This is a genomic window from Litoribrevibacter albus, from assembly GCF_030159995.1.
Taxonomy (GTDB): domain Bacteria; phylum Pseudomonadota; class Gammaproteobacteria; order Pseudomonadales; family Litoribrevibacteraceae; genus Litoribrevibacter; species Litoribrevibacter albus.
Map to the genome: position 1 here is coordinate 166,465 of NZ_BSNM01000015.1, position 18,588 is coordinate 185,052.

General features: G+C 45.5%; 17 protein-coding genes and 3 tRNA genes. 11 read left to right on the plus strand and 9 right to left on the minus strand.

The window, feature by feature from the left end:
- The first annotated feature begins 98 nt into the window (after nt 1–98).
- The 4 genes from cysC to QQL66_RS13190 all read left to right on the plus strand — a co-directional run bounded on the left by cysC (nt 99) and on the right by QQL66_RS13190 (nt 4,061).
- Entirely contained in the window at nt 99–743 is a 645-nt protein-coding gene (gene cysC, locus QQL66_RS13175) for an adenylyl-sulfate kinase (RefSeq protein ID WP_284382001.1), read from the plus strand.
- A gap of 178 nt (nt 744–921) precedes the next feature.
- Entirely contained in the window at nt 922–1,797 is an 876-nt protein-coding gene (locus QQL66_RS13180) for a substrate-binding periplasmic protein (RefSeq protein WP_284382003.1), read from the plus strand.
- Nucleotides 1,798–2,270: 473 nt separating this feature from the next.
- On the plus strand, nt 2,271–2,477 hold the full coding sequence (locus QQL66_RS13185) for a cold-shock protein (protein WP_284382005.1): 207 nt from the start codon (nt 2,271–2,273) through the stop codon (nt 2,475–2,477).
- Nucleotides 2,478–2,783: 306 nt separating this feature from the next.
- Entirely contained in the window at nt 2,784–4,061 is a 1,278-nt protein-coding gene (locus tag QQL66_RS13190) for an O-acetylhomoserine aminocarboxypropyltransferase/cysteine synthase family protein (protein ID WP_284382006.1), read from the plus strand.
- 94 nt (nt 4,062–4,155) lie between these two features.
- Here QQL66_RS13190 and QQL66_RS13195 read toward each other — a convergent pair whose 3' ends face one another.
- Nucleotides 4,156–5,160: a hypothetical protein gene (locus tag QQL66_RS13195; protein WP_284382007.1), complete on the minus strand. Its 1,005-nt coding sequence runs from the start codon at nt 5,158–5,160 to the stop codon at nt 4,156–4,158.
- Nucleotides 5,161–5,280: 120 nt separating this feature from the next.
- On the opposite strand from QQL66_RS13195, the gene QQL66_RS13200 reads away from it, so the two are divergent.
- Nucleotides 5,281–5,742 carry an Lrp/AsnC family transcriptional regulator gene (locus QQL66_RS13200; RefSeq protein ID WP_284382008.1) on the plus strand — a complete coding sequence of 154 codons (462 nt, stop codon included), beginning with the start codon at nt 5,281–5,283 and terminating at the stop codon, nt 5,740–5,742.
- A gap of 51 nt (nt 5,743–5,793) precedes the next feature.
- Here QQL66_RS13200 and QQL66_RS13205 read toward each other — a convergent pair whose 3' ends face one another.
- A complete protein-coding gene (locus QQL66_RS13205; RefSeq protein WP_284382009.1) occupies nt 5,794–6,738 on the minus strand; it encodes a LysR family transcriptional regulator in 945 nt (314 codons plus the stop codon).
- Between the two features lie 124 nt (nt 6,739–6,862).
- Here QQL66_RS13205 and QQL66_RS13210 point away from each other — a divergent pair, with 124 nt between their 5' ends.
- Complete coding sequence (locus tag QQL66_RS13210) at nt 6,863–7,717, plus strand: SDR family oxidoreductase (protein ID WP_284382010.1); 855 nt, start codon at nt 6,863–6,865, stop codon at nt 7,715–7,717.
- Nucleotides 7,718–7,811: 94 nt separating this feature from the next.
- Here QQL66_RS13210 and QQL66_RS13215 read toward each other — a convergent pair whose 3' ends face one another.
- From QQL66_RS13215 to QQL66_RS13240, 6 genes are all read right to left on the minus strand, one after another.
- The gene (locus tag QQL66_RS13215; protein ID WP_284382011.1) at nt 7,812–8,657 is read right to left on the minus strand and encodes a sterol desaturase family protein; all 846 of its coding nucleotides are present in this window, start codon (nt 8,655–8,657) and stop codon (nt 7,812–7,814) included.
- Nucleotides 8,658–8,709: 52 nt separating this feature from the next.
- Entirely contained in the window at nt 8,710–10,041 is a 1,332-nt protein-coding gene (locus tag QQL66_RS13220; protein ID WP_284382012.1) for an SLC13 family permease, read from the minus strand.
- A 121-nt stretch (nt 10,042–10,162) separates the two neighbouring features.
- Nucleotides 10,163–10,239: transfer RNA gene (locus QQL66_RS13225), tRNA-Pro, on the minus strand.
- Between the two features lie 110 nt (nt 10,240–10,349).
- Nucleotides 10,350–10,426 (minus strand) — tRNA-Pro (locus tag QQL66_RS13230).
- Nucleotides 10,427–10,429: 3 nt separating this feature from the next.
- Nucleotides 10,430–10,505 (minus strand) — tRNA-Asn (locus QQL66_RS13235).
- 211 nt (nt 10,506–10,716) lie between these two features.
- Nucleotides 10,717–11,766, minus strand: a complete 1,050-nt coding sequence (locus tag QQL66_RS13240; protein ID WP_284382013.1) for an alpha/beta fold hydrolase — start codon at nt 11,764–11,766, stop codon at nt 10,717–10,719.
- Nucleotides 11,767–11,985: 219 nt separating this feature from the next.
- Between QQL66_RS13240 and QQL66_RS13245 the strand changes: the two genes are divergently transcribed.
- Nucleotides 11,986–12,783 carry a substrate-binding periplasmic protein gene (locus tag QQL66_RS13245; protein ID WP_284382014.1) on the plus strand — a complete coding sequence of 266 codons (798 nt, stop codon included), beginning with the start codon at nt 11,986–11,988 and terminating at the stop codon, nt 12,781–12,783.
- A 67-nt stretch (nt 12,784–12,850) separates the two neighbouring features.
- Here the strand turns inward: QQL66_RS13245 and QQL66_RS13250 are convergent, their stop codons facing one another.
- Nucleotides 12,851–13,537: a pseudouridine synthase gene (locus tag QQL66_RS13250; RefSeq protein WP_348524845.1), complete on the minus strand. Its 687-nt coding sequence runs from the start codon at nt 13,535–13,537 to the stop codon at nt 12,851–12,853.
- 226 nt (nt 13,538–13,763) lie between these two features.
- On the opposite strand from QQL66_RS13250, the gene QQL66_RS13255 reads away from it, so the two are divergent.
- The 4 genes from QQL66_RS13255 to QQL66_RS13270 all read left to right on the plus strand — a co-directional run bounded on the left by QQL66_RS13255 (nt 13,764) and on the right by QQL66_RS13270 (nt 18,351).
- Nucleotides 13,764–14,783 (plus strand): Glu/Leu/Phe/Val family dehydrogenase, encoded by a 1,020-nt coding sequence (locus QQL66_RS13255; RefSeq protein WP_284382015.1) that lies wholly within the window; start codon nt 13,764–13,766, stop codon nt 14,781–14,783.
- Between the two features lie 80 nt (nt 14,784–14,863).
- Nucleotides 14,864–16,027 (plus strand): pyruvate dehydrogenase (acetyl-transferring) E1 component subunit alpha, encoded by a 1,164-nt coding sequence (pdhA, locus tag QQL66_RS13260; RefSeq protein WP_284382017.1) that lies wholly within the window; start codon nt 14,864–14,866, stop codon nt 16,025–16,027.
- Nucleotides 16,028–16,079: 52 nt separating this feature from the next.
- A complete protein-coding gene (locus QQL66_RS13265) occupies nt 16,080–17,084 on the plus strand; it encodes an alpha-ketoacid dehydrogenase subunit beta (RefSeq protein WP_284382426.1) in 1,005 nt (334 codons plus the stop codon).
- 115 nt (nt 17,085–17,199) lie between these two features.
- Nucleotides 17,200–18,351: a dihydrolipoamide acetyltransferase family protein gene (locus tag QQL66_RS13270; RefSeq protein WP_284382019.1), complete on the plus strand. Its 1,152-nt coding sequence runs from the start codon at nt 17,200–17,202 to the stop codon at nt 18,349–18,351.
- Nucleotides 18,352–18,588 lie beyond the last annotated feature (237 nt).

Genomic DNA, 18,588 nt, shown 5'->3' on the forward strand with positions numbered 1-18,588 from the left:
GATGAAAGTATGCCGCGATCGGATGTTATCGCCGGGTTGGATTTTATTAATTGCCCGGAGAGTAGTGCAGTACCGGAGTGATAAGGATGTCTGACTTCATGAATAAGGATATCGTTTGGCACAGCCATACTGTTAGCAAAGCTGAACGAGCAGAGCAAAAACATCAAAAGCCTTGTTTGCTTTGGTTTACCGGCTTGAGTTGTGCGGGCAAGTCCACCCTTGCTAATGCGTTAGATCATGCCTTGCATCAACTTGGTTATCATACCTTTTTGTTGGATGGTGATAATGTTCGCCTTGGTCTCAATAAAGATCTGGGGTTTAGCGATCAAGACCGGGTTGAAAATATTCGAAGAATCGGTGAAACCTCTAAGTTATTCACAGATGCCGGTCTGATTGTGATGTCTGCCTTCATCTCTCCCTTCAAAAGTGATCGCCAGCTTGTACGAGCCTTATTCCCGGAAAACGAATTTATTGAAGTCTATATCAGCACGCCTTTAGCTGTGTGTGAACGTCGCGATGTGAAAGGCTTGTACAAGAAAGCGAGGGCGGGTGAAATTCAAAACTTCACGGGCATTGACTCTAAATACGAAGCACCTGATTCGCCTGAAATAACACTGAATACGACTGATTACTCCGTTGAGCAGTGTGTGGATTATTTGCTTTCATACCTGTCAAAACAAGGTGTTATTGCCTCTGCTTGCAGCCCTGCTTATCTCACAGAGGTTTTGGATCTTGAACTTTAACGTGACTCTTTCCTTTCTCGAAAAACCATAATTGCCAAGCTCGGCTCGTTTTCTACACTAAAACTGTGTGGTGATTTTTTAGCTCTGCTTGTTGTCGCGAATTCATCGAACTGCAAGCGTGGCTTCTTATGACCTTTCACACATACCAATGAGATTTTGAATCGAAGTGGGGGTGAAGGTGGTTCGGTTATTCTTATTTCTTGTGCTGTTCAGCTTTGGTTTACAAGCCGCTCCGGTTACGGTAATTCGCCATGTTCCGCCCGAAGAAGGCGTGGATATTCGTAAGCTGTATTTCAAGGATTTATTGGTTTTAGCGTTAGAGAAAAGCAAAAAGAAATACGGTGAGTATCTGCTTGATCAAGTATCTACCCCAATGTATCAGGCCCGGGCTTTTAAGAGTCTGGAACAAAATCAAATCGATGTGGTGTGGTCGATGACCTCAAACCAGCGAGAAGAACAGGCTCAGGCTGTTTACATACCGTTAATGAAAGGTTTGTTGGGGTATCGGGTGTTTATCATTCATCGGGATAAACGCGACTTGTTCAACAACGTTGGCTCTCTTCAGGATTTAGCGGATTTATCTGCCATTCAAGGCCACGACTGGCCCGATACCAAGATTCTTCGTCACAATGGCTTGAAGGTCATTACGGATTTTAAATACCTGGCTATTTTTGATCATATTGATCGTGGTCGTTATGACTATTTCCCAAGAGGTGTACTGGAAGCCTGGGAAGAACTTGCCAGCACCAAGCACAATCACCTGATGGTCGACCCAAATATTCTGTTGGTGTATCCGGCGCCTGTGTACTTTTTTGTGAGGAAGGGTGATGACGCGTTGGCGGAGCGATTGGCGTTTGGATTGAAGCAAGCGCACGAAGACGGTTCTTTCGATCACTTGTTGTTTTCTCATCCGGTTCATAAAGAGGCATTTAAGAAACTCGCAGTCTCTCACCGACAGGTCTTCTATCTTTCTAATCCTTTATTATCAGATAAAACTCCGTTGAATGAAGCGTCGTATTGGCTGTCGGTAGAGCAGTTAACAGGCATGAAATAGAGGCGGATTTGTAAAATAATCGACTGATTAAATTTTGTGCTTATGTCTCCCGACGAACGGTCGTTATCGTAGAAAATACAGGTGCTGGGGGCATGCTCTTGAGCCCGTATTTTCTGTTGATGCAAGCCTTAAATTTTCTGTTTTCTGTTGTTGCCGTCTGTGTTTATGAGTGGTGTTAAGTAGTGAAGTGTAAAAATCTGGGCCATTCAAAAATCATTTTGTGGGGATCTCACCAAATTTAACATTTTTGATGAAATTGTAATCAAAATGGCTTTTTTTTCTGAAAAAAACAGGCTAGTGTTATTAGCGGGCAAGGATATTTGTTTTTGTGCGTATGCATGCTGACGGATTGAACGGAAGGATTTCTGTAGTGCATATTCATTCTGACGAGTGTTTGCCTTGGTGCGGGGTGAATAAGGTTGAACTTTGAAACACTCGTAGTACAGAAATACAGAAATTTTTAGGATAGCAATATGTCTACACAAACTGGCCAGGTTAAATGGTTTAACGAACAAAAAGGCTTCGGTTTCATCCAACAGGAAAGTGGACCTGACGTTTTTGTTCATTTCAGTGCAATTAAAGGCGATGGTTTCAAAACTCTGGCCGAGGGACAAAAAGTTCAATTCACGATCAGCCAAGGTCAAAAAGGCCCGCAAGCAGAAGATGTAACTGCGATATAGAATTTATTCTATAGGGTTTCAAAAAGCGTCATTTTAAATGGCGCTTTTTTTATGCCTGCGATTCAGAGTCTGGTAAGCTCGGTGGTCTCTGTGCGCTTTTGTATGGATTGAGCCTTTTTTGCAAGGGCGTTTTCTCAAGGACATTCGTGTACTAGGGAATGAGAGTTCAATCGAGAGTTCAATCCGGTACGTCAGAGCCAAAAGAGACTTATTCAAAGGCTAGTCACGTATTTATTGATACAAATTAATAAGTTATAAAGAAGCTGAGAGTATTCTCAATAGAGCTATAAATTCTTGGGGAAGATAATGAAATTAGAAACCATCGCGTTACACGCAGGGTATGATGGCGACCCGACCACCAATGCTGCCACCACTCCAATCTATCAAACCACCTCTTACACCTTTGATGACACGCAGCATGGCGCCGATCTGTTTGATCTGAAAGTGCCTGGTAACATCTACACGCGTATCATGAACCCGACCACAGGGGTTCTGGAGCAGCGTGTGACTGCGTTGGAAGGCGGTATCGGTTCATTGTGTGTTGCTTCCGGTATGGCGGCGATCACTTATGCCATTCAGGCGATTACTTCCGTTGGCAGTAACATTGTGAGTACCAGCCAGTTATACGGCGGCACTTATAATCTGTTTGCTCATACGCTACCTCGTCAGGGCATTGATGTTCGTTTTGCCGCGCATGATGATTATGAGGCGTTGGAAGCCGCCATTGATGAAAACACCAAACTGATGTTCTGCGAATCCATCGGTAACCCGGCAGGAAATGTCGTGGATATTGAACGTCTGGCAGAGATTGCACATCGTCACGGTATTCCATTGATGGTGGATAACACGGTAGCAACGCCTGTGTTGTGCCGTCCGTTTGAATACGGAGCGGACATCGTTGTTCATTCCCTAACAAAATACATCGGTGGTCATGGTACGACCATTGGTGGTGCGATTGTTGATTCAGGCAAGTTTGATTGGGTTGCTAACAAAGAACGCTTCCCGATGTTGAATGAGCCAGATCCATCGTATCACGGTGTGGTGTATACCGAAGCGTTAGGCGAGGCGGCATTTATTGGTCGTTGTCGTGTGGTGCCACTTCGTAATACTGGTGCTGCTATGGCACCGCACAGTGCCTTCCTGTTGATGCAAGGTCTGGAAACCTTATCGCTTCGTATGGAAAGACATTGTGAGAATGCCCAGAAAGTCGCTGAATATCTGGAGCAACATGAAGCGGTGTCCTGGGTAAATTATGCCGGTTTGGAAAACAGCCCGTATCGCCCTGTGGCAGAGAAAATCACTGCCGGTAAAGCTTCCGGTATCTTGAGTTTTGGTATCAAGGGCGGCATTGCTGGTGGCTCCAAATTCATCGACTCTTTGCAGATGATTCTTCGCTTGGTAAACATTGGGGACGCCAAATCATTAGCGTGTCACCCGGCATCGACCACTCACCGTCAATTGTCACCGGAAGAATTGAAGTCTGCGGGTGTGAGTGAGGATATGGTTCGTCTGTCGATTGGTATCGAGCACATTGATGACATCATCGCTGATATTGATCAGGCGCTAAAGGCTGCTATGTCTTAATCCAAGGTGCGATGTCTTAGCTCAAGGCGTTTTGTCTTAGCTCAAGGCTGTTTGTCTTAACTCAAGGCGACCATACAAGTATGCTCAAGCGGTGTTATACCGCCTGAGCTGCTTGTTCTTCTGCGTTGTTGCTCGTCTGAGCTTTGTTTAAGTATTGATTGGTGAGATGCTTATTCCACGTTTCATCCGACAATCGATTAACGAAGCGTGTCAGCAGAGCAATGACCCCGATTGAGAATATCAATCTGGCCCATAAGACCCCCGATAAATCCGCTCCCAACACCATCACCAGTAAGGTGTCTTCAATGATGCTGTGGCAAAGTGCCAGAAACGACATGGCGGCAAAGACGTCTTTCTTCGAAATGTGCCCGGCTCGGCTTTCATAGATCAGTAGTCCTCCACCAAAATTGATCCCCAGTGTGACTCCTATAATGGTTAGAGAGCTTGCTTGATGACCAATTCCAAGCAGCTTCAGTACCGGCGAGAGCAGCCATTTCATTAATCGTTCAATACCCAACACTTTCATGACTTTTAAGCTAGTTAATAGGGCGATGATAATCAGCTGAATCATAAGCAAACTTTCGGCTTGGCTTTTAACCCAGGCCCACAAACTGGTATCAGGCAGTTCCGGTTGCCAGATTAATTCACTGGGTTGTTGAAGGTAATCAAATGCCAGATACAGTTGGTTCAATATCGCTGCCAGAATCAGTCCACCGCCGAGTCGGAGTAATAAAGTGAATCGAATTCGAATACCCGCCTGACGGGCGATTCGGGCTTCAATGGGCAGTGCATGCGCAATTAGCATCAGTAACGAGATAATGGTTACTTGAGCCACAGTGAGGGGTTCTGCTTGTTGAGCATAAAAGAACACCAGCATCCCGGTGTAGATATTGGTGAACAGTGTTGTAACCCAAACTATTCCCATGGATTCCGGCAGACCGACCAGTGACATCAACGGACCACTGGCAATAGCGAGGTAGTCCAGTAGCCCCATCATTTCCAGAGCTTTCACAACCAGTAAGGTTGGAATCATGATTTTAAACAGGGTGGTGGAAACACCCCATATTTCATTTCTAAGTTCCGTGAAGAAACGATTCATATAGATACCTCAGATAAGAAGGATCATCTTAATCCAAGCCAAACTTTTTTGGTTTCTTATTGCTGTGCTTGAGATTAATATTATTTTTAAATCTATCAATAAAACTAATTTTATTAATGTATGGCTGATATCTCCGAAATTGATCGAAAAATTCTGCGCGTTTTACAGCGGGACAACAAAATCACTAATGCAGCCTTAGCTGAACTGGTCGGCTTATCGCCTCCAGCCTGTTTGAAACGGGTTAAACGGTTGCAGGAAGAGGGCGTGATTGAAAAGAATGTCGCCATTCTTAATCCTAAACAGGCAGGCATTGGTATTACCATGATCGTGGAAGTGGAGATGGAAAGTGATCGTGCTGACATGAACGATGAGTTCATTCGGCGTGTGAATACATGCCCGCAAGTCTCACAGTGCTATCAAGTGACTGGCGAAGTGGATTTCGTGTTGATTGTGAATGTACCGGATATGGAAGCTTTCCAGACATTTACCGAACAAGTTCTGTATTCCTACTCCAATATGAGAAAATTCCGAACGCTTATCTCAATGCGCCGGAATAAGTTTTCCACCGAAGTGCCTCTCTGATCCGGTTGGCTCGTTATCTGTCTAGTTGTTATCTATCTAATAGTTTTCTATTTACTCTTTCAACGGTGAGCGAAAGATGTCTCTTTCCATTAAGAAATCTATCAAACATCGGACTCTTAATGGCACTTGTTTTCGGGAAGGATAGACTAACGAAAACACCAGTGGTGTTGATTGAATGTCTGGAAACAGTTGGATCAGCGATTGCTGTTCGATCGCCTCTCTAACCGTTGTCGGTAGTAATAATCCCACGCCTTGACCTGCTTTAATCATATGCTGCATAGCCATTGGAGAATTGCATTTATCGTAGGTTTTCGGTCGGATAATGACTTTTTGTTGATCTTGCATTAATTCGATCAGGCCATTCGAGGACGACTGATCGAGAATAACCCATCGCAGCTGTTCGAGTTCTTCTATTGATTGTGGTGTTCCGAACTTATCAATGTGCTTGGCGTTACCTTTTATGTTCTTTTTCAAAAAATCTGGAGAACAAAAGATGCCGAAGCTTTCCTGGAACATTGGGCGTGCAATCAAAGAGTCGTCTTTGGGAAAGCCAATTCGGATCGCCAAATCAATGGTTTCTTCAATTAAGTCCAGTGGATAATCATCGGCAATCAAATCGATTTCAACGTCAGGAAAGGCTTTATGAAAGTCGTCTAATGCCGGAATAAAGTGTGTCACGGCAATGTCTGTATTCATGGTAATTCGAACCCGGCCTTTCGGGGTTTGAGGCGAGGCAATAGCATCTACCTTATTGAGTAGTTGAGGTAATTGTTGGGCTTCGTCATAGATTTCCTGTCCTTCTGGTGTTATGGACAGTTTTCGGGTTGAACGTTGGATCAGCCGGATACCGAGATGTTGTTCCAGTTGAGCCACTTGTTCGCTGATCCTCGAACGGCTGGAGTGCAGGCGTCTGGCCGCTTCGGCAAAGCTGCCTGATTCGATAACGGTGACAAAAATCGCCAGTAATTTAAGCGTGGTAAAGTCATTTGTTCTCATAATTCGATCAATCTATTCGTAATTGACTGTCTAGTGGTAACAATTGATGGTGCCCATAATGGCTCCTGTATTCAAGATCGAATGACAACTTTCAATCATTCAAAAAGAAATTCAGGAGAAGATGATGATCGCAGTAACCGGTGCAAATGGTCAGCTTGGCCGCTTAGTAATTGAATCTTTAATTGGGAAAGTGCCTGCTTCTGACGTAGTGGCATTAGTCCGAAACGTTGATAAAGCGCAGGAACTAGCTGCGTTAGGTGTGGAGTTACGTGAAGCAGATTATGACAAGCCGGAAACCTTAACTAACGCATTGCAAGGCATTGATAAATTGTTACTTATCTCCAGCAATGCCGTGGGTCAACGCATACCACAGCACCAGGCTGTAGTGGATGCGGCTAAAGCACAAGGCGTGTCTTTGTTGGTGTACACCAGCATTTTAAAAGCACAACAGTCGCCAATGAAAATGGCTGAAGAGCATGTAGCTACTGAGAACTACATTCAGCAGTCTGGTATTCCTGCCGTGATTCTGAGGAATGGTTGGTACTCCGAAAACTATATGGGATCAATTAAAGAGGTTGTTCAGTTTGGTGTCGTAGCAGGGGCTTCCGGTGATGGGCAAATTTCATCAGCGGCTCGTAAAGATTATGCAGAAGCCGCTGCCACGGTGTTGACTTCCGAAGATGATCTTGCCGGTAATGTGTATGAGTTGGCAGGGGATGAGTCATTTTCTCTTTCTGAATATGCGCAAGAGCTTACTCGTCAGTCCGGTAAGTCAGTGGCATTCAATTCATTGAGTGATGCGGAATATAAAGATTTCCTTGTCAGTGTAGGATTACCGGACGGTTTTGCTGCGTTATTAGCGGATTCGGATCTCAATGCACGGGATGGGTGGCTGTTTGATGACAGTGCCACTTTATCTAAGCTTATTGGTCGACCAACGACACCTATGCATCAAACGATTACTGAAAATATATATTAGTTAGAACAGTACGTGTGTCTCTAAGTGCTTTCCAGAAGAAGTCTACGTTCCGTAGGCTTCTTCTTTTTATACGTCCTCTTTTTTATGCTCATTTTTAGCGATTGTTTTCATTGGCCTCAGCGGGTGCGATGCCTTTCTTACGGTTGCTTAAATAATTGAGATACGACGGGATATAGGTGTTGCCCATCCAACCGTCTAGGTAGGATAAGAAACCGGAGAAATTTCCCTTAAACTTGGCGTGATGGAAATCGTGATAAATCGCACCGTGATAACACGGGATGAGTTTCACCGGGTTATACGGGATATCATAGCCACTGTGTCCATCGGCGGCTTCAAACTGGCGAATGATAATCCAAATGTAGAGCACGTATAAATGAGCACCAACCAGAAGTGGCGGCAATAACGCCAACAGGCCAGTAGCCACAAATTCCACCCAATGAAAGTAATTTCCGTCTAAGGCACAGGTGTTTTTGATGCGGTGATGAACGCCGTGAATGTGCTTCAAAATCCACCGTTGATGCATGCTTCTGTGCATCCAGTAATACAGAAAATCATCGAGTATCACGAAGAAAGTCAGCTGCCCAATAACGATATACCAAGCCGGCACTTCACCTAGGTGAATGCTGTTAATGTGTCGGAAGAGCGGCCATAGTAGCGTCATTAATGCGATCAAAATCGTGGTGTTAATAGTGATTCGCGCAATGTTCGGGAGGAAGTATTTTCTGACCTGAAACGGTTTTTGCTGAATCTTAAAGCGTTGTAAGGGTTTAGGATCGAAAAAAGCCAGTAACGTCCAGGGAAGGGCGAAGATTAGAAACGCAGCGATGCTTAGAAGTGGGGTTACCACAACTAAATCAAAATAGAGGGTGTCTTGATAGTTATTCAGCAAAGCTACAGGGAACACCTCTTCCAACATACCAGCCGGATCGAACGAACTCATTGTCTTTACCTTTCGTTTTACATTTGATTTTTACGTTGAGACTTCAAGCGAGTCATAAAAATAAATATAGCAAGAATGGCAAAGTTGCTGAGGCCACGAGATTAAGGAATATCCCAGCTCGCATCATTTGGGATTGAGGCACTAAACCACTGCCATAAACCACCGCGTTTGGTGGTGTTGCGACTGGTAGCATGAAAGCGCAGGATGCCGCTAAGCCAATGCCCATAGCAATGAACTCAGACGGTAAGCCCAGTTGATCTGAGATGCTGATGAATAATGGAACAAGTAATGCTGCTGTGGCTGTGTTACTGGTTAGTTCGGTGAGGAAGATTACGAACAGAATCACCATCACGAGAAACAGCATAAACGGCATACCCTGCATGTAGCTGGCGAAGCTTTCCGCAATAAAGGCACTGGTGCCAGTGGTTTTTAGGACGCCACTCAATGCTAAACCACCACCAAACAGTAATAACACGCCCCAATCTGCGCTTTTTTCAATGTCCTTCCATACAAGGCTTTGCGAAACGATGAGTGCTACTACCGCAGTGATGGCTACCCAGGCATCAAAGTACTTGGTTACCCCAAGCATATCTCCCAAGGGTTTTCCTAATAACCAGGCCAGTACCGTAAAGATAAAAATTAAGATGACCTTTTTACTGTCTGTACTGGCTTCAGGGGCTTCCATTGAAAGCTCGACTTTGCCAGAAAGATCCGGTTTCACCACAAGTTTCAGGGTAAATATGAGCGTAGGTAAGAGTATGATCACCAGCGGTAGACCGACTTTCATCCAGTCCAGAAACGTCAGGTTTAGAGCTGCACCAACAATGGCATTAGGAGGGCTGCCAACCAGAGAACCCATGCCGCCAATACTGGCTGAATAAGCGATGCCGAGTAATACAAAGATTGATGTTGGGCCTTGTGATAACTTCAAAGAAGCAATAATACCTAAGGCAAGTGGTAGCATGACGGCGGTAATCGCGGTGTTGCTGACCCACATAGATAATACAGCAGTCAGAGCAAAGAGCAGATAAACCGCAAGACTTGTGTGCCCCTTGGAGTAAGACAGAATCTTATGGGCAATCACTTCATCGAGACGTTGTTTCCTTAGCGCGGTTGCTAATGAAAAGCCACCAAGGAAAATAAAGACAATGGGGTGGGAAAACGAATCGAGTGCCTGATTTACAGGAAATACACCGAGTGCCACTGACATAACCGGAATTAAAAGTGCAGTTGCGGTCAGGTGTAGGGATTCGGTCATCCAAAGGATGGCTGCGACGCTAAAGATGAACAAGCCTTTCTTAATGCTTGGGTCGAGATCCGACAGATAAATCAGGGCACTAACAATAAGGATAACGGATAAGCTGATCAGTTGTTTAAGCGTCATTCTTACTCTCTTTCATTGATGAAAAGGAAATAGGTAAGAATTAATTAAAGAAGCTCTTCAGAATTATTTCGAGAAAATTTACTAAGGGGTATTTGATAGGAATCAAGGGATAAGTAGAAAGTGGTCGGAGTGGAGGGATTCGAACCCCCGACCCACTGGTCCCAAACCAGTTGCGCTACCAAGCTGCGCTACACTCCGATTTTTAACAGCAAAATGCTGTGATCTGCTAATTGCAGAGCTTTCTTTTAAAGAAAGTGTGATTCCTTCACAGGCGCTCTTCAAGGAAGAGGAGATGATGAGTAGTAAGATGGTCGGAGTGGAGGGATTCGAACCCCCGACCCACTGGTCCCAAACCAGTTGCGCTACCAAGCTGCGCTACACTCCGAAATGGCTCCTCGAGCTGGACTCGAACCAGCGACCAATAGATTAACAGTCTACTGCTCTACCAACTGAGCTATCGAGGAACAACTCATCAAGTGGCGCGTATATTAATGATGAGCCGTTTTACTGTCAACAGTTTTTCCAGGTAATTTTCTTAAAAAATGCATTTTTTAACGTCGTGATTTAAAAGGTGTTTAAACTTTAAACGAATCAAGGGGGTGTTGATGAAATGCGCTTAATTTTTAGTCAGATTTGAGCGTCACTGGGATAAATTGTCACTTGATTAAATTGGCGCTATTGATTGTCTCGTTGTTGTAGCCAATCACTGACCACTGGCCAGACTTTTTCTGGCGCGTCTTGTCCACAGATAATATCCATGTGACCAAAATGGCGATGATCTTCCGGTTTTCCAAATTCTCGCCACTGTCGATCGACGCTGCCAATTTTATCGTAGGCACCTGCAATGGACTCAGGAGGCACCACTCGATCTTTATCCGCAGAAAGAAACAGTACTGGTGTGGTAATTTGGCGAATCGACTGTTCGTAATCGTGTTGACGATTGGTACTGAGGAAACGACCTTCGGAAGCCCAGCTGAGCAGCGTCGAAAATACGGGCATTCCGGTTCGATCAAAGGCTTTTAACAGTAAATTCGTTAGGAAGGGCTGTTCTATGGTCTGCGGCACCCACAAAGGTGCGAACCAGCGGTTCTTTTCATTATCGAGAAAACGCAGTGCTCGATTGGATAATGCGCCAACGACATCAATATTCAAATGGTGTGGAAAGAATCGGTGAAGATTGATGTGATGATTCAAAAAGGTATAGGTTTTCGCAAGAGGACGAATAACGCGCGTACCTTTACCAAAGTTGAAGGGACCGCAGATGGATACGAACCCTTTCAGTTGCCGTTGCATCTCTGAACTGGCGCCATAGCAAATGGCTCCGCCCAGTGAATGTCCGATCAAATAGATTTTCTTGTGTTCTGTTCTGCGGCAAATGAAATCGATCAGAGCAGGAACGTCGTAATCCACATATTCTTCAAAGCTTTTGGGGTAGGGCGCACCGTTAGCACGACTCAGCCCGTGACCTCGTAACTCGGCAATAAAGACATCGTAGCCTTGCATCACCAGAAAGTCGGCAAAGGAGCGACCGGCTAAGTCCCAGAAGTGGCGGTTTTGTCCTAATCCGTGAATCAGTAATACCGGAGTCAGCGACCGCTTTTGGAGCAGGGGAAGTTTACGGGTCACAATCAGTGGTACACCATCATCGGTGATCACTTCAAAGAGTTCCTTGTAACCTATCTGGGTTTGTGTTCCTGTATTGATCGAACTGAATCGTTGTCGCACGCCAGCCCCCTTACGTGATCATTCACTTTCCATGTTGTCTGAACCTAGTATAGAAGGAGTTTCAAGGAACCTCTTATGTTCCTTGCCGACAAATGTTTGAAGGCTTGGCACTTCCTTGGTGTGATGTCAGTTTCCTATGCTCTTTATCTAGGTTTAAGGGTATAGGTTTGAAGGCAGGTGAGGCTATACTGGATTTCAAATGAATAAGAAATATAACGTATGAAATCGTTTCTCGTTTTGTTGTTCTCTCTATTGAGCTGTCAGATCTATGCGGATACCTTTCGTTGGTGTGCGTATTTTGATTGGCCACCCTGGATTTATAAGAATCAACAGGCCACCTACAGCGGAATTTTGATTGAGCAGTTAGAGCTCTTTAAGGTACGTAATCCTGATATGTCTTTTGTGATGAAGGACATTGATAGTTGGAAACGTTGCCAGGAGAGTGTGGCAAATGGATCAACGGATTTCATTCTAGGCGCCAATAAAACACCTGAACGTTCGGTGAAGTTCCACTATTTACAGCAACCATTGTTTATCAACAAAACAGTGATTAATGCTTATTCCTCTTTTACTTCGGGGATTCCTAACGTGTCAGCGTTAGAAGATTTGAGATTCTATACCCTGGCTTTGGTGCGTGGGAACAGTTATGGCTCGCCCATTGATGGGTTTGTGCAGTCTTTGAAAGTTGGTAAAAATAAAGTCGAGTTATCGACGTTAAGTCAGGTTATGAAGTTTGTTGCATTGCAAAGAGCCGATTACTTTTTTTTGCCGCAGTCCAGTTATCAAAAACAATTAGAAGATTTGAACCACAGCAATGATGGTAATCATTCCGAGTTTCGTTTTAAAACGGTATTAGAGATAGAACGTACCACACCAGTGTATTTGGCCTTTTCAAAGAAAACCCAAGCTTATTCTGTCTTAGGTGAACGTTGGTTGAAGAGCATCGAAGAGTATTACCAGACCGTCGATTGCTCTGCCCGAGTGGCACACCACCAAGCGCAATTGAAACATGATTAACTAATCACTAATCACTAATCACTAATCACTAATCACTAATCACTAATCACTAATCACTAATCACTGGTTAGAAATTCAAAACTGCTTTGGCACAGATGGGTTGCTGTGTGACCGGATGCTTAACCGTTAATTGCTCTGCATGAAGCAGTAATCGATCCGACTTATTCAGTGCTTCCTCACAGGCGTAGAGATTATCTCCAATAATCGGATGGCCCAATGCCAGCATATGTACTCTGAGCTGGTGGCTTCGTCCTGTAATCGGCGTCAACTTTACCCGAGTTCTATCACTCGAATTTTCTAAAACCTCCCAGAGGGTTTGAGAGGGTTTTCCGGATTCAAAACAGATTTTCTGTTTAGGACGATTCGGCCAGTCGGTTATTAATGGCAGATCCACTTCACCGGAGGTTGTGCCCTGGGATGCAACCAAATCACCATTGATGACGGCAATGTAATGCTTCTGTGTTTCCCTGTCTTGAAACTGACGACTCAATTCACGGTGAGCCGTGGGTGTGTAGGCAATGACCAGAATTCCCGAGGTAGCCATGTCCAAGCGGTGAACGATACGGGCATACGGTGATTGTTCCTGCAACCGGCTGATCAAACAATCTGCTTTGTCCGGCCCTCTACCGGGAACCGTGAGTAAGTCGGCCGGTTTGGAGACCATTGCCATGTGTTCATCACGGTAATAGAAGTCAATTTCTTGATAATGATCTATGACGGTATCAAAAAGTGTCTCTGGGGCGAGTTCAAGCATGTAATGTCAGTAGAGTTGTGAGAATGAGTTAAAAGGTTTGTTGCGATTCCGATGGTCGGTGATTATCCGTAAACCGTGCATGAGTGCAAGAATTAATCATGTTGGTTATCGCTTATTTGCTACCGGCTACTTACAAAAAATTGCACAAAATATGATCTCTCTGGCTACACTCAATGTAAAACCCCTAATAGATTTAGGCGGTTAGCCTCTTAAGTTGGAGTCATCTATGTTCGAGCTCATGAGAGAGCACCAACTTCCTGAGCTGCATTTCTTTCAGCAAGATCGGCTGAATGCAATTGTGGCTATTCACAGCACTGAGCTGGGGCCAGCTTTGGGTGGCTGTCGTTTTGTGCCGTATTCGGATACCGCAAGTGCTGCTTTGGATGCGGCAAGATTAGCCCAAGGCATGAGTTATAAAGCGGCGTTAGCCGGGGTGCCCTTTGGTGGCGGTAAGTCGGTTATCTTGTACCCGGAAGGTGAGTTTGATCGAGAGGCATTGTTTGAAGCCTTTGGTTCAGTGGTTGAGCAGTTAAATGGTCGTTATATAACGGCAATGGACTCGGGTACTCATGTCGAAGATATGGATATTATTCGTCGAACAACGTCTCACGTAGCGAGCCATTCAGAGATCGGTGATCCTTCACCCCATACTGCTCGTGGGGTTTTTCATGGTATCAAGATGATTCTCGAAGAAGAGTTGAATATTCCGCTTGATAAGGCAACGGTTGCTATTCAAGGCTTAGGAAACGTTGGTTATGCCTTGATGGAAAAGTTGATTGAGCATGACGTGACTATGATTGTCTCGGACATAAATCAGGAACGAACACGTCGTGCGATGAAAGAATATGGTGTCTTTGTGGCACCGGTTTCTGAGCTATTAACGGAACCCTGTGATGTTTTGGCGCCTTGTGGGTTAGGAGGCGTGATAACCCCGGAGTTGGTTCCCCGGTTAAATTGTAAAGCCATTGCAGGCTCGGCCAATAATCAGTTGCTGAACCTTGAATCCGGTGAATTGTTACATCGAAGAGAAATTTTATACGCTCCTGATTTTGTGATTAATTCAGGGGGGCTTATTTATGCATCCGGCAGTTATAACCAATTACCAAAGAATCAAATCGAGAATAATTTGGAGAATTTAACCTCGACATTAACCAAGGTATTCTCAGAGTCTCATAAGCAAAACAAACCGTCCGATCAAGTTGCAGTCACGATGGCAAAGGAGATTATTGCAAACCATTCTAAGTAGATCCGGTCGTTGAGTATTTATATAAGACCAACATTCAGTTCCCAGTTCAAAGGAATAACTTTGGGGATAGGGGGGAATTTATGCAGCCGCATATCGAAGTGCCTTATCAACAATGTCTGTCCATCAAAGGACAAGCACTTACAGGCTTGTCTGAGAATCAAAACTTGATTCTTCAAAATGAAGAATTGCTTAAAGATGCCTATCGTTGGATGACGCTGACGCGTGTCTATGATCAGAAAGCCGTTGCTCTACAACGAACCGGCCAAATGGGGACGTACCCCGCTTCACTCGGACAAGAAGCCATAGGTGTTGCTGTTGGTATGGCGATGGCTGAGCAAGATACGCTGGTGCCCTATTATCGTGATCATGCGACCTTCTTATTAAGGGGTTGGCCGATCCGGGATTTACTCTTGTATTGGGGAGGCGACGAGCGTGGAAGTGCAGGGGGGCCGGTTCAGGATTTTCCGATCAGCGTTCCTATCGCGACTCAATCGTCTCATGCCGTAGGTGTCGCTGCGGCGATGAAAATTAAGGGGGAAGCCAATGCGGTGGTTACGACCATTGGTGATGGTGGTACCTCCAAAGGGGATTTTCTCGAAGCCATTAATGTAGCCGGCGCGTGGCAACTGCCGGTGGTGTTTGTGATATCCAATAATCAATACGCGATTTCAGTGCCCAGAACCATTCAATGTGGGGCCAAAACCTTAGCTCAAAAAGCGGTTGGCGCAGGTATCCCGTTTCTGCAAGTCGATGGGAATGATTTTGTGGCGTGTTATGACGCCATGCAGGAAGCGTTAGAACGTGCCCGATCCGGCAAAGGTGCTTATCTTATCGAAGCGGTGACCTATCGTTTAGGCGATCACACCACGGCGGATGACGCCACCCGATATCGTTCACCGGAAGAAGTTAAAGAGGCGTGGTCTAAAGAACCCATTAAACGACTTCAAACCTATTTGGCTGAACAAGGCTGGTGGGATGAATCCCAGGAAAAAGCTTGGCAAAAAAGCTGTGATCAGCGAGTTGAGGAAGGGATCGCAGCTTATAAAACTATGCCGCCGGAGCCAGCAGAGGCGATGTTTGATTATCTTTATGAAGAGTTTCCGGAGGTCATGTCGGCTCAGCTGGATCTGTTGTATCGGAAGGTTGAGCGAATGAGAGCGCCTGATTCGGTAGTCGATGAACTGGAGCTTGATGGTTTAGAACGTGATGATTCAGCAAACGATGAATCGTTAGATGAAGAATAGGGTGGGGGTAGCTATGACCAATCAAAAGAATCTGGAGACCACCACAACACATATGGATACCAATAAATCCTCGGCTCAAGTACATGAGATTACCATGGTAGAAGCCGTAACCTTGGCGCTGGCGCATGAAATGCGAGTCGATGAAAGCGTGGTGTTGTTAGGGGAAGATATTGGGCCGAATGGCGGTGTGTTTCGGGCCACGCTTGGGTTAAGAGAAGAGTTTGGCTTTAAGCGTGTGATGGATACGCCCTTGGCTGAAACACTGATTGCCGGCATGGCCATTGGTATGGCTGGTCATGGTTTGCGCCCGGTGGCAGAGATACAGTTCATGGGCTTCATTTATGCGTGTATGGAGCATCTTGTCTCTCACGCCAGTCGTATTCGAAACCGGACGCGTGGTCGGGTGACCTGCCCGATAGTGTTGAGAGCACCGTTTGGCGGTGGGATTCATGCGCCGGAACATCATTCTGAAAGCACCGAAGCACTCTTTGCACATGTGCCTGGTTTGAGGGTGGTGATTCCTTCATCACCCGTTCGGGCCTATGGATTACTGCTTGCTGCGATTCGTTGTAATGATCCGGTGTTGTTCTTGGAGCCGAAACGTATTTATCGGATTGAACGGCAAATGGTTCAGGATCATGGGGAGGCGTTACCCCTGGATACCTGCTTTACCTTGCGCCAGGGCGACGATATTACCTTGGTCAGTTGGGGCGCTTCGATCATGGAAACCCTGATGGCAGCGGAACAGCTCAGTGAGCAGGGCATCGAGTGCGAAGTATTGGATCTGGCTACAATCAAGCCGATGGATTTCAACACCATTCTTAAGTCCGTTAAACACACCGGCCGCTGCTGTATTGTCCATGAAGCCTGTCGCTCTTTTGGTGTGGGTGCGGAGATCGCTGCGGGGCTGGCAGAGCATGCATTATTGGAACTTAAAGCACCGGTGAAACGTGTGACGGGCTTCGATACCATCATGCCCTACTTTAAAAATGAACAGTACTACTTGCCGTCTGAACAAGACATTGTGGCGGAATGTCTTGAGTTGATGACGTTCTGACTTTTTATGCAAGGCTCTGACTTTATGCACGGTTCTGACTTTATGTAATGTTCTGATTTTACGGCGACCTTCTGATGTATGAATGCGTTGCCTAGACGTAACGAATGGAGTGCTTATGAAATACTTTAAATTACCTGATCTGGGTGAAGGGTTATCAGAAGCGGAGATCGTTGAATGGCATATAAAGGAAGGGGATGAGGTTAAGGAAGACCAGTTGCTGGTGTCTGTGGAGACGGCCAAAGCCATTGTTGATCTTCCATCTCCTGTGTCTGGGAAAGTAGTGGCCTGTTTTGGTCAGCCTGGAGACGTACTTCATATTGGTGATCCGTTGGTGGAATACGACAGCCTGGCCGAAGACACCGGCACCGTAGTGGGAAAAATTCCTGAGGCAAAGAAAACCAAAGCGAAGAAAAGTACTCAGGCGGCGACGGATCAGTTCATCATCGGGTCGCCGCATTCCGCTGGATCTGCACACCATTCATTATCTCAAGCCAAAGCAACACCGAGTGTCAGAGCGTTAGCCCGACGGTTAGGGGTGGATATTGATGCGGTCAAAGGGTCCGGTCCTGAAGGTCGAATTCTTGCTCAAGACGTAGAATCATCAGCCCGAATTGATCAGGAAAAAGGGCAGGGTGAACCGTTGCGAGGGGTACGTAGAACGATGGCGAAGACGATGTCTCTTTCCCATCAGCATGTAGTGCCGGTCAGCATCTTTGATGTAGCGGATGTGGATAAATGGCCGGAGGGAGAAGACACCACAATTCGATTGGCTAAGGCGATTGCTGCAGCTTGTGCGGAAGAACCTGCGATGAATGTCTGGTTTGATGGCGAGCACATGTCTCGTCGACTCTGTTCTCAAGTAGATTTGGCCATTGCGGTAGACACCGATCAGGGATTATTCGTTCCTGTTTTACGCGATATCAACAATCGCTCTCTCAGTAACTTGCGTGAAGGGTTGAATCGGCTTCGGGCCGATGTTAAAGCCCGGACGATTCCACCGTCTGAAATGTTAGGCGCCACCATAACCCTGAGTAACTTCGGCACTATGGCTGGTCGATTTGCGACCCCTGTGGTGGTTCCTCCTACGGTAGCAATTGTTGGTGCCGGTAAGATTTATCAGGATGTTGTGGTCTATAAAGGCAAAGCGGAAATACGGTCGGTAATGCCTATCTCTGTGACCTTTGACCATAGAGCAGTTACCGGAGGTGAGGCTGCACGATTTTTGGAAGTTGTCCTCAAAAGTTTATCTAAAAAACGAGTGAAGTAGGGTAACTCATTGAAAACAAACTAATTGTTTATTTTTACTTAAAAGTTGATTTTTTACGACACTGATTTTAATTGAACGACAATTCAATAAAGCCTGGTAATTAGTGACTGTTATGTGGTCATATATGACCTCTTAAGGGGTGTTCGTACGATGTTACTGTGGACGAAATGCCTCAGGAAAGGGGCTGAAAAATATTAAAGGACAGCAATTTCATACGGGAAATCTTGAAAATCTGCT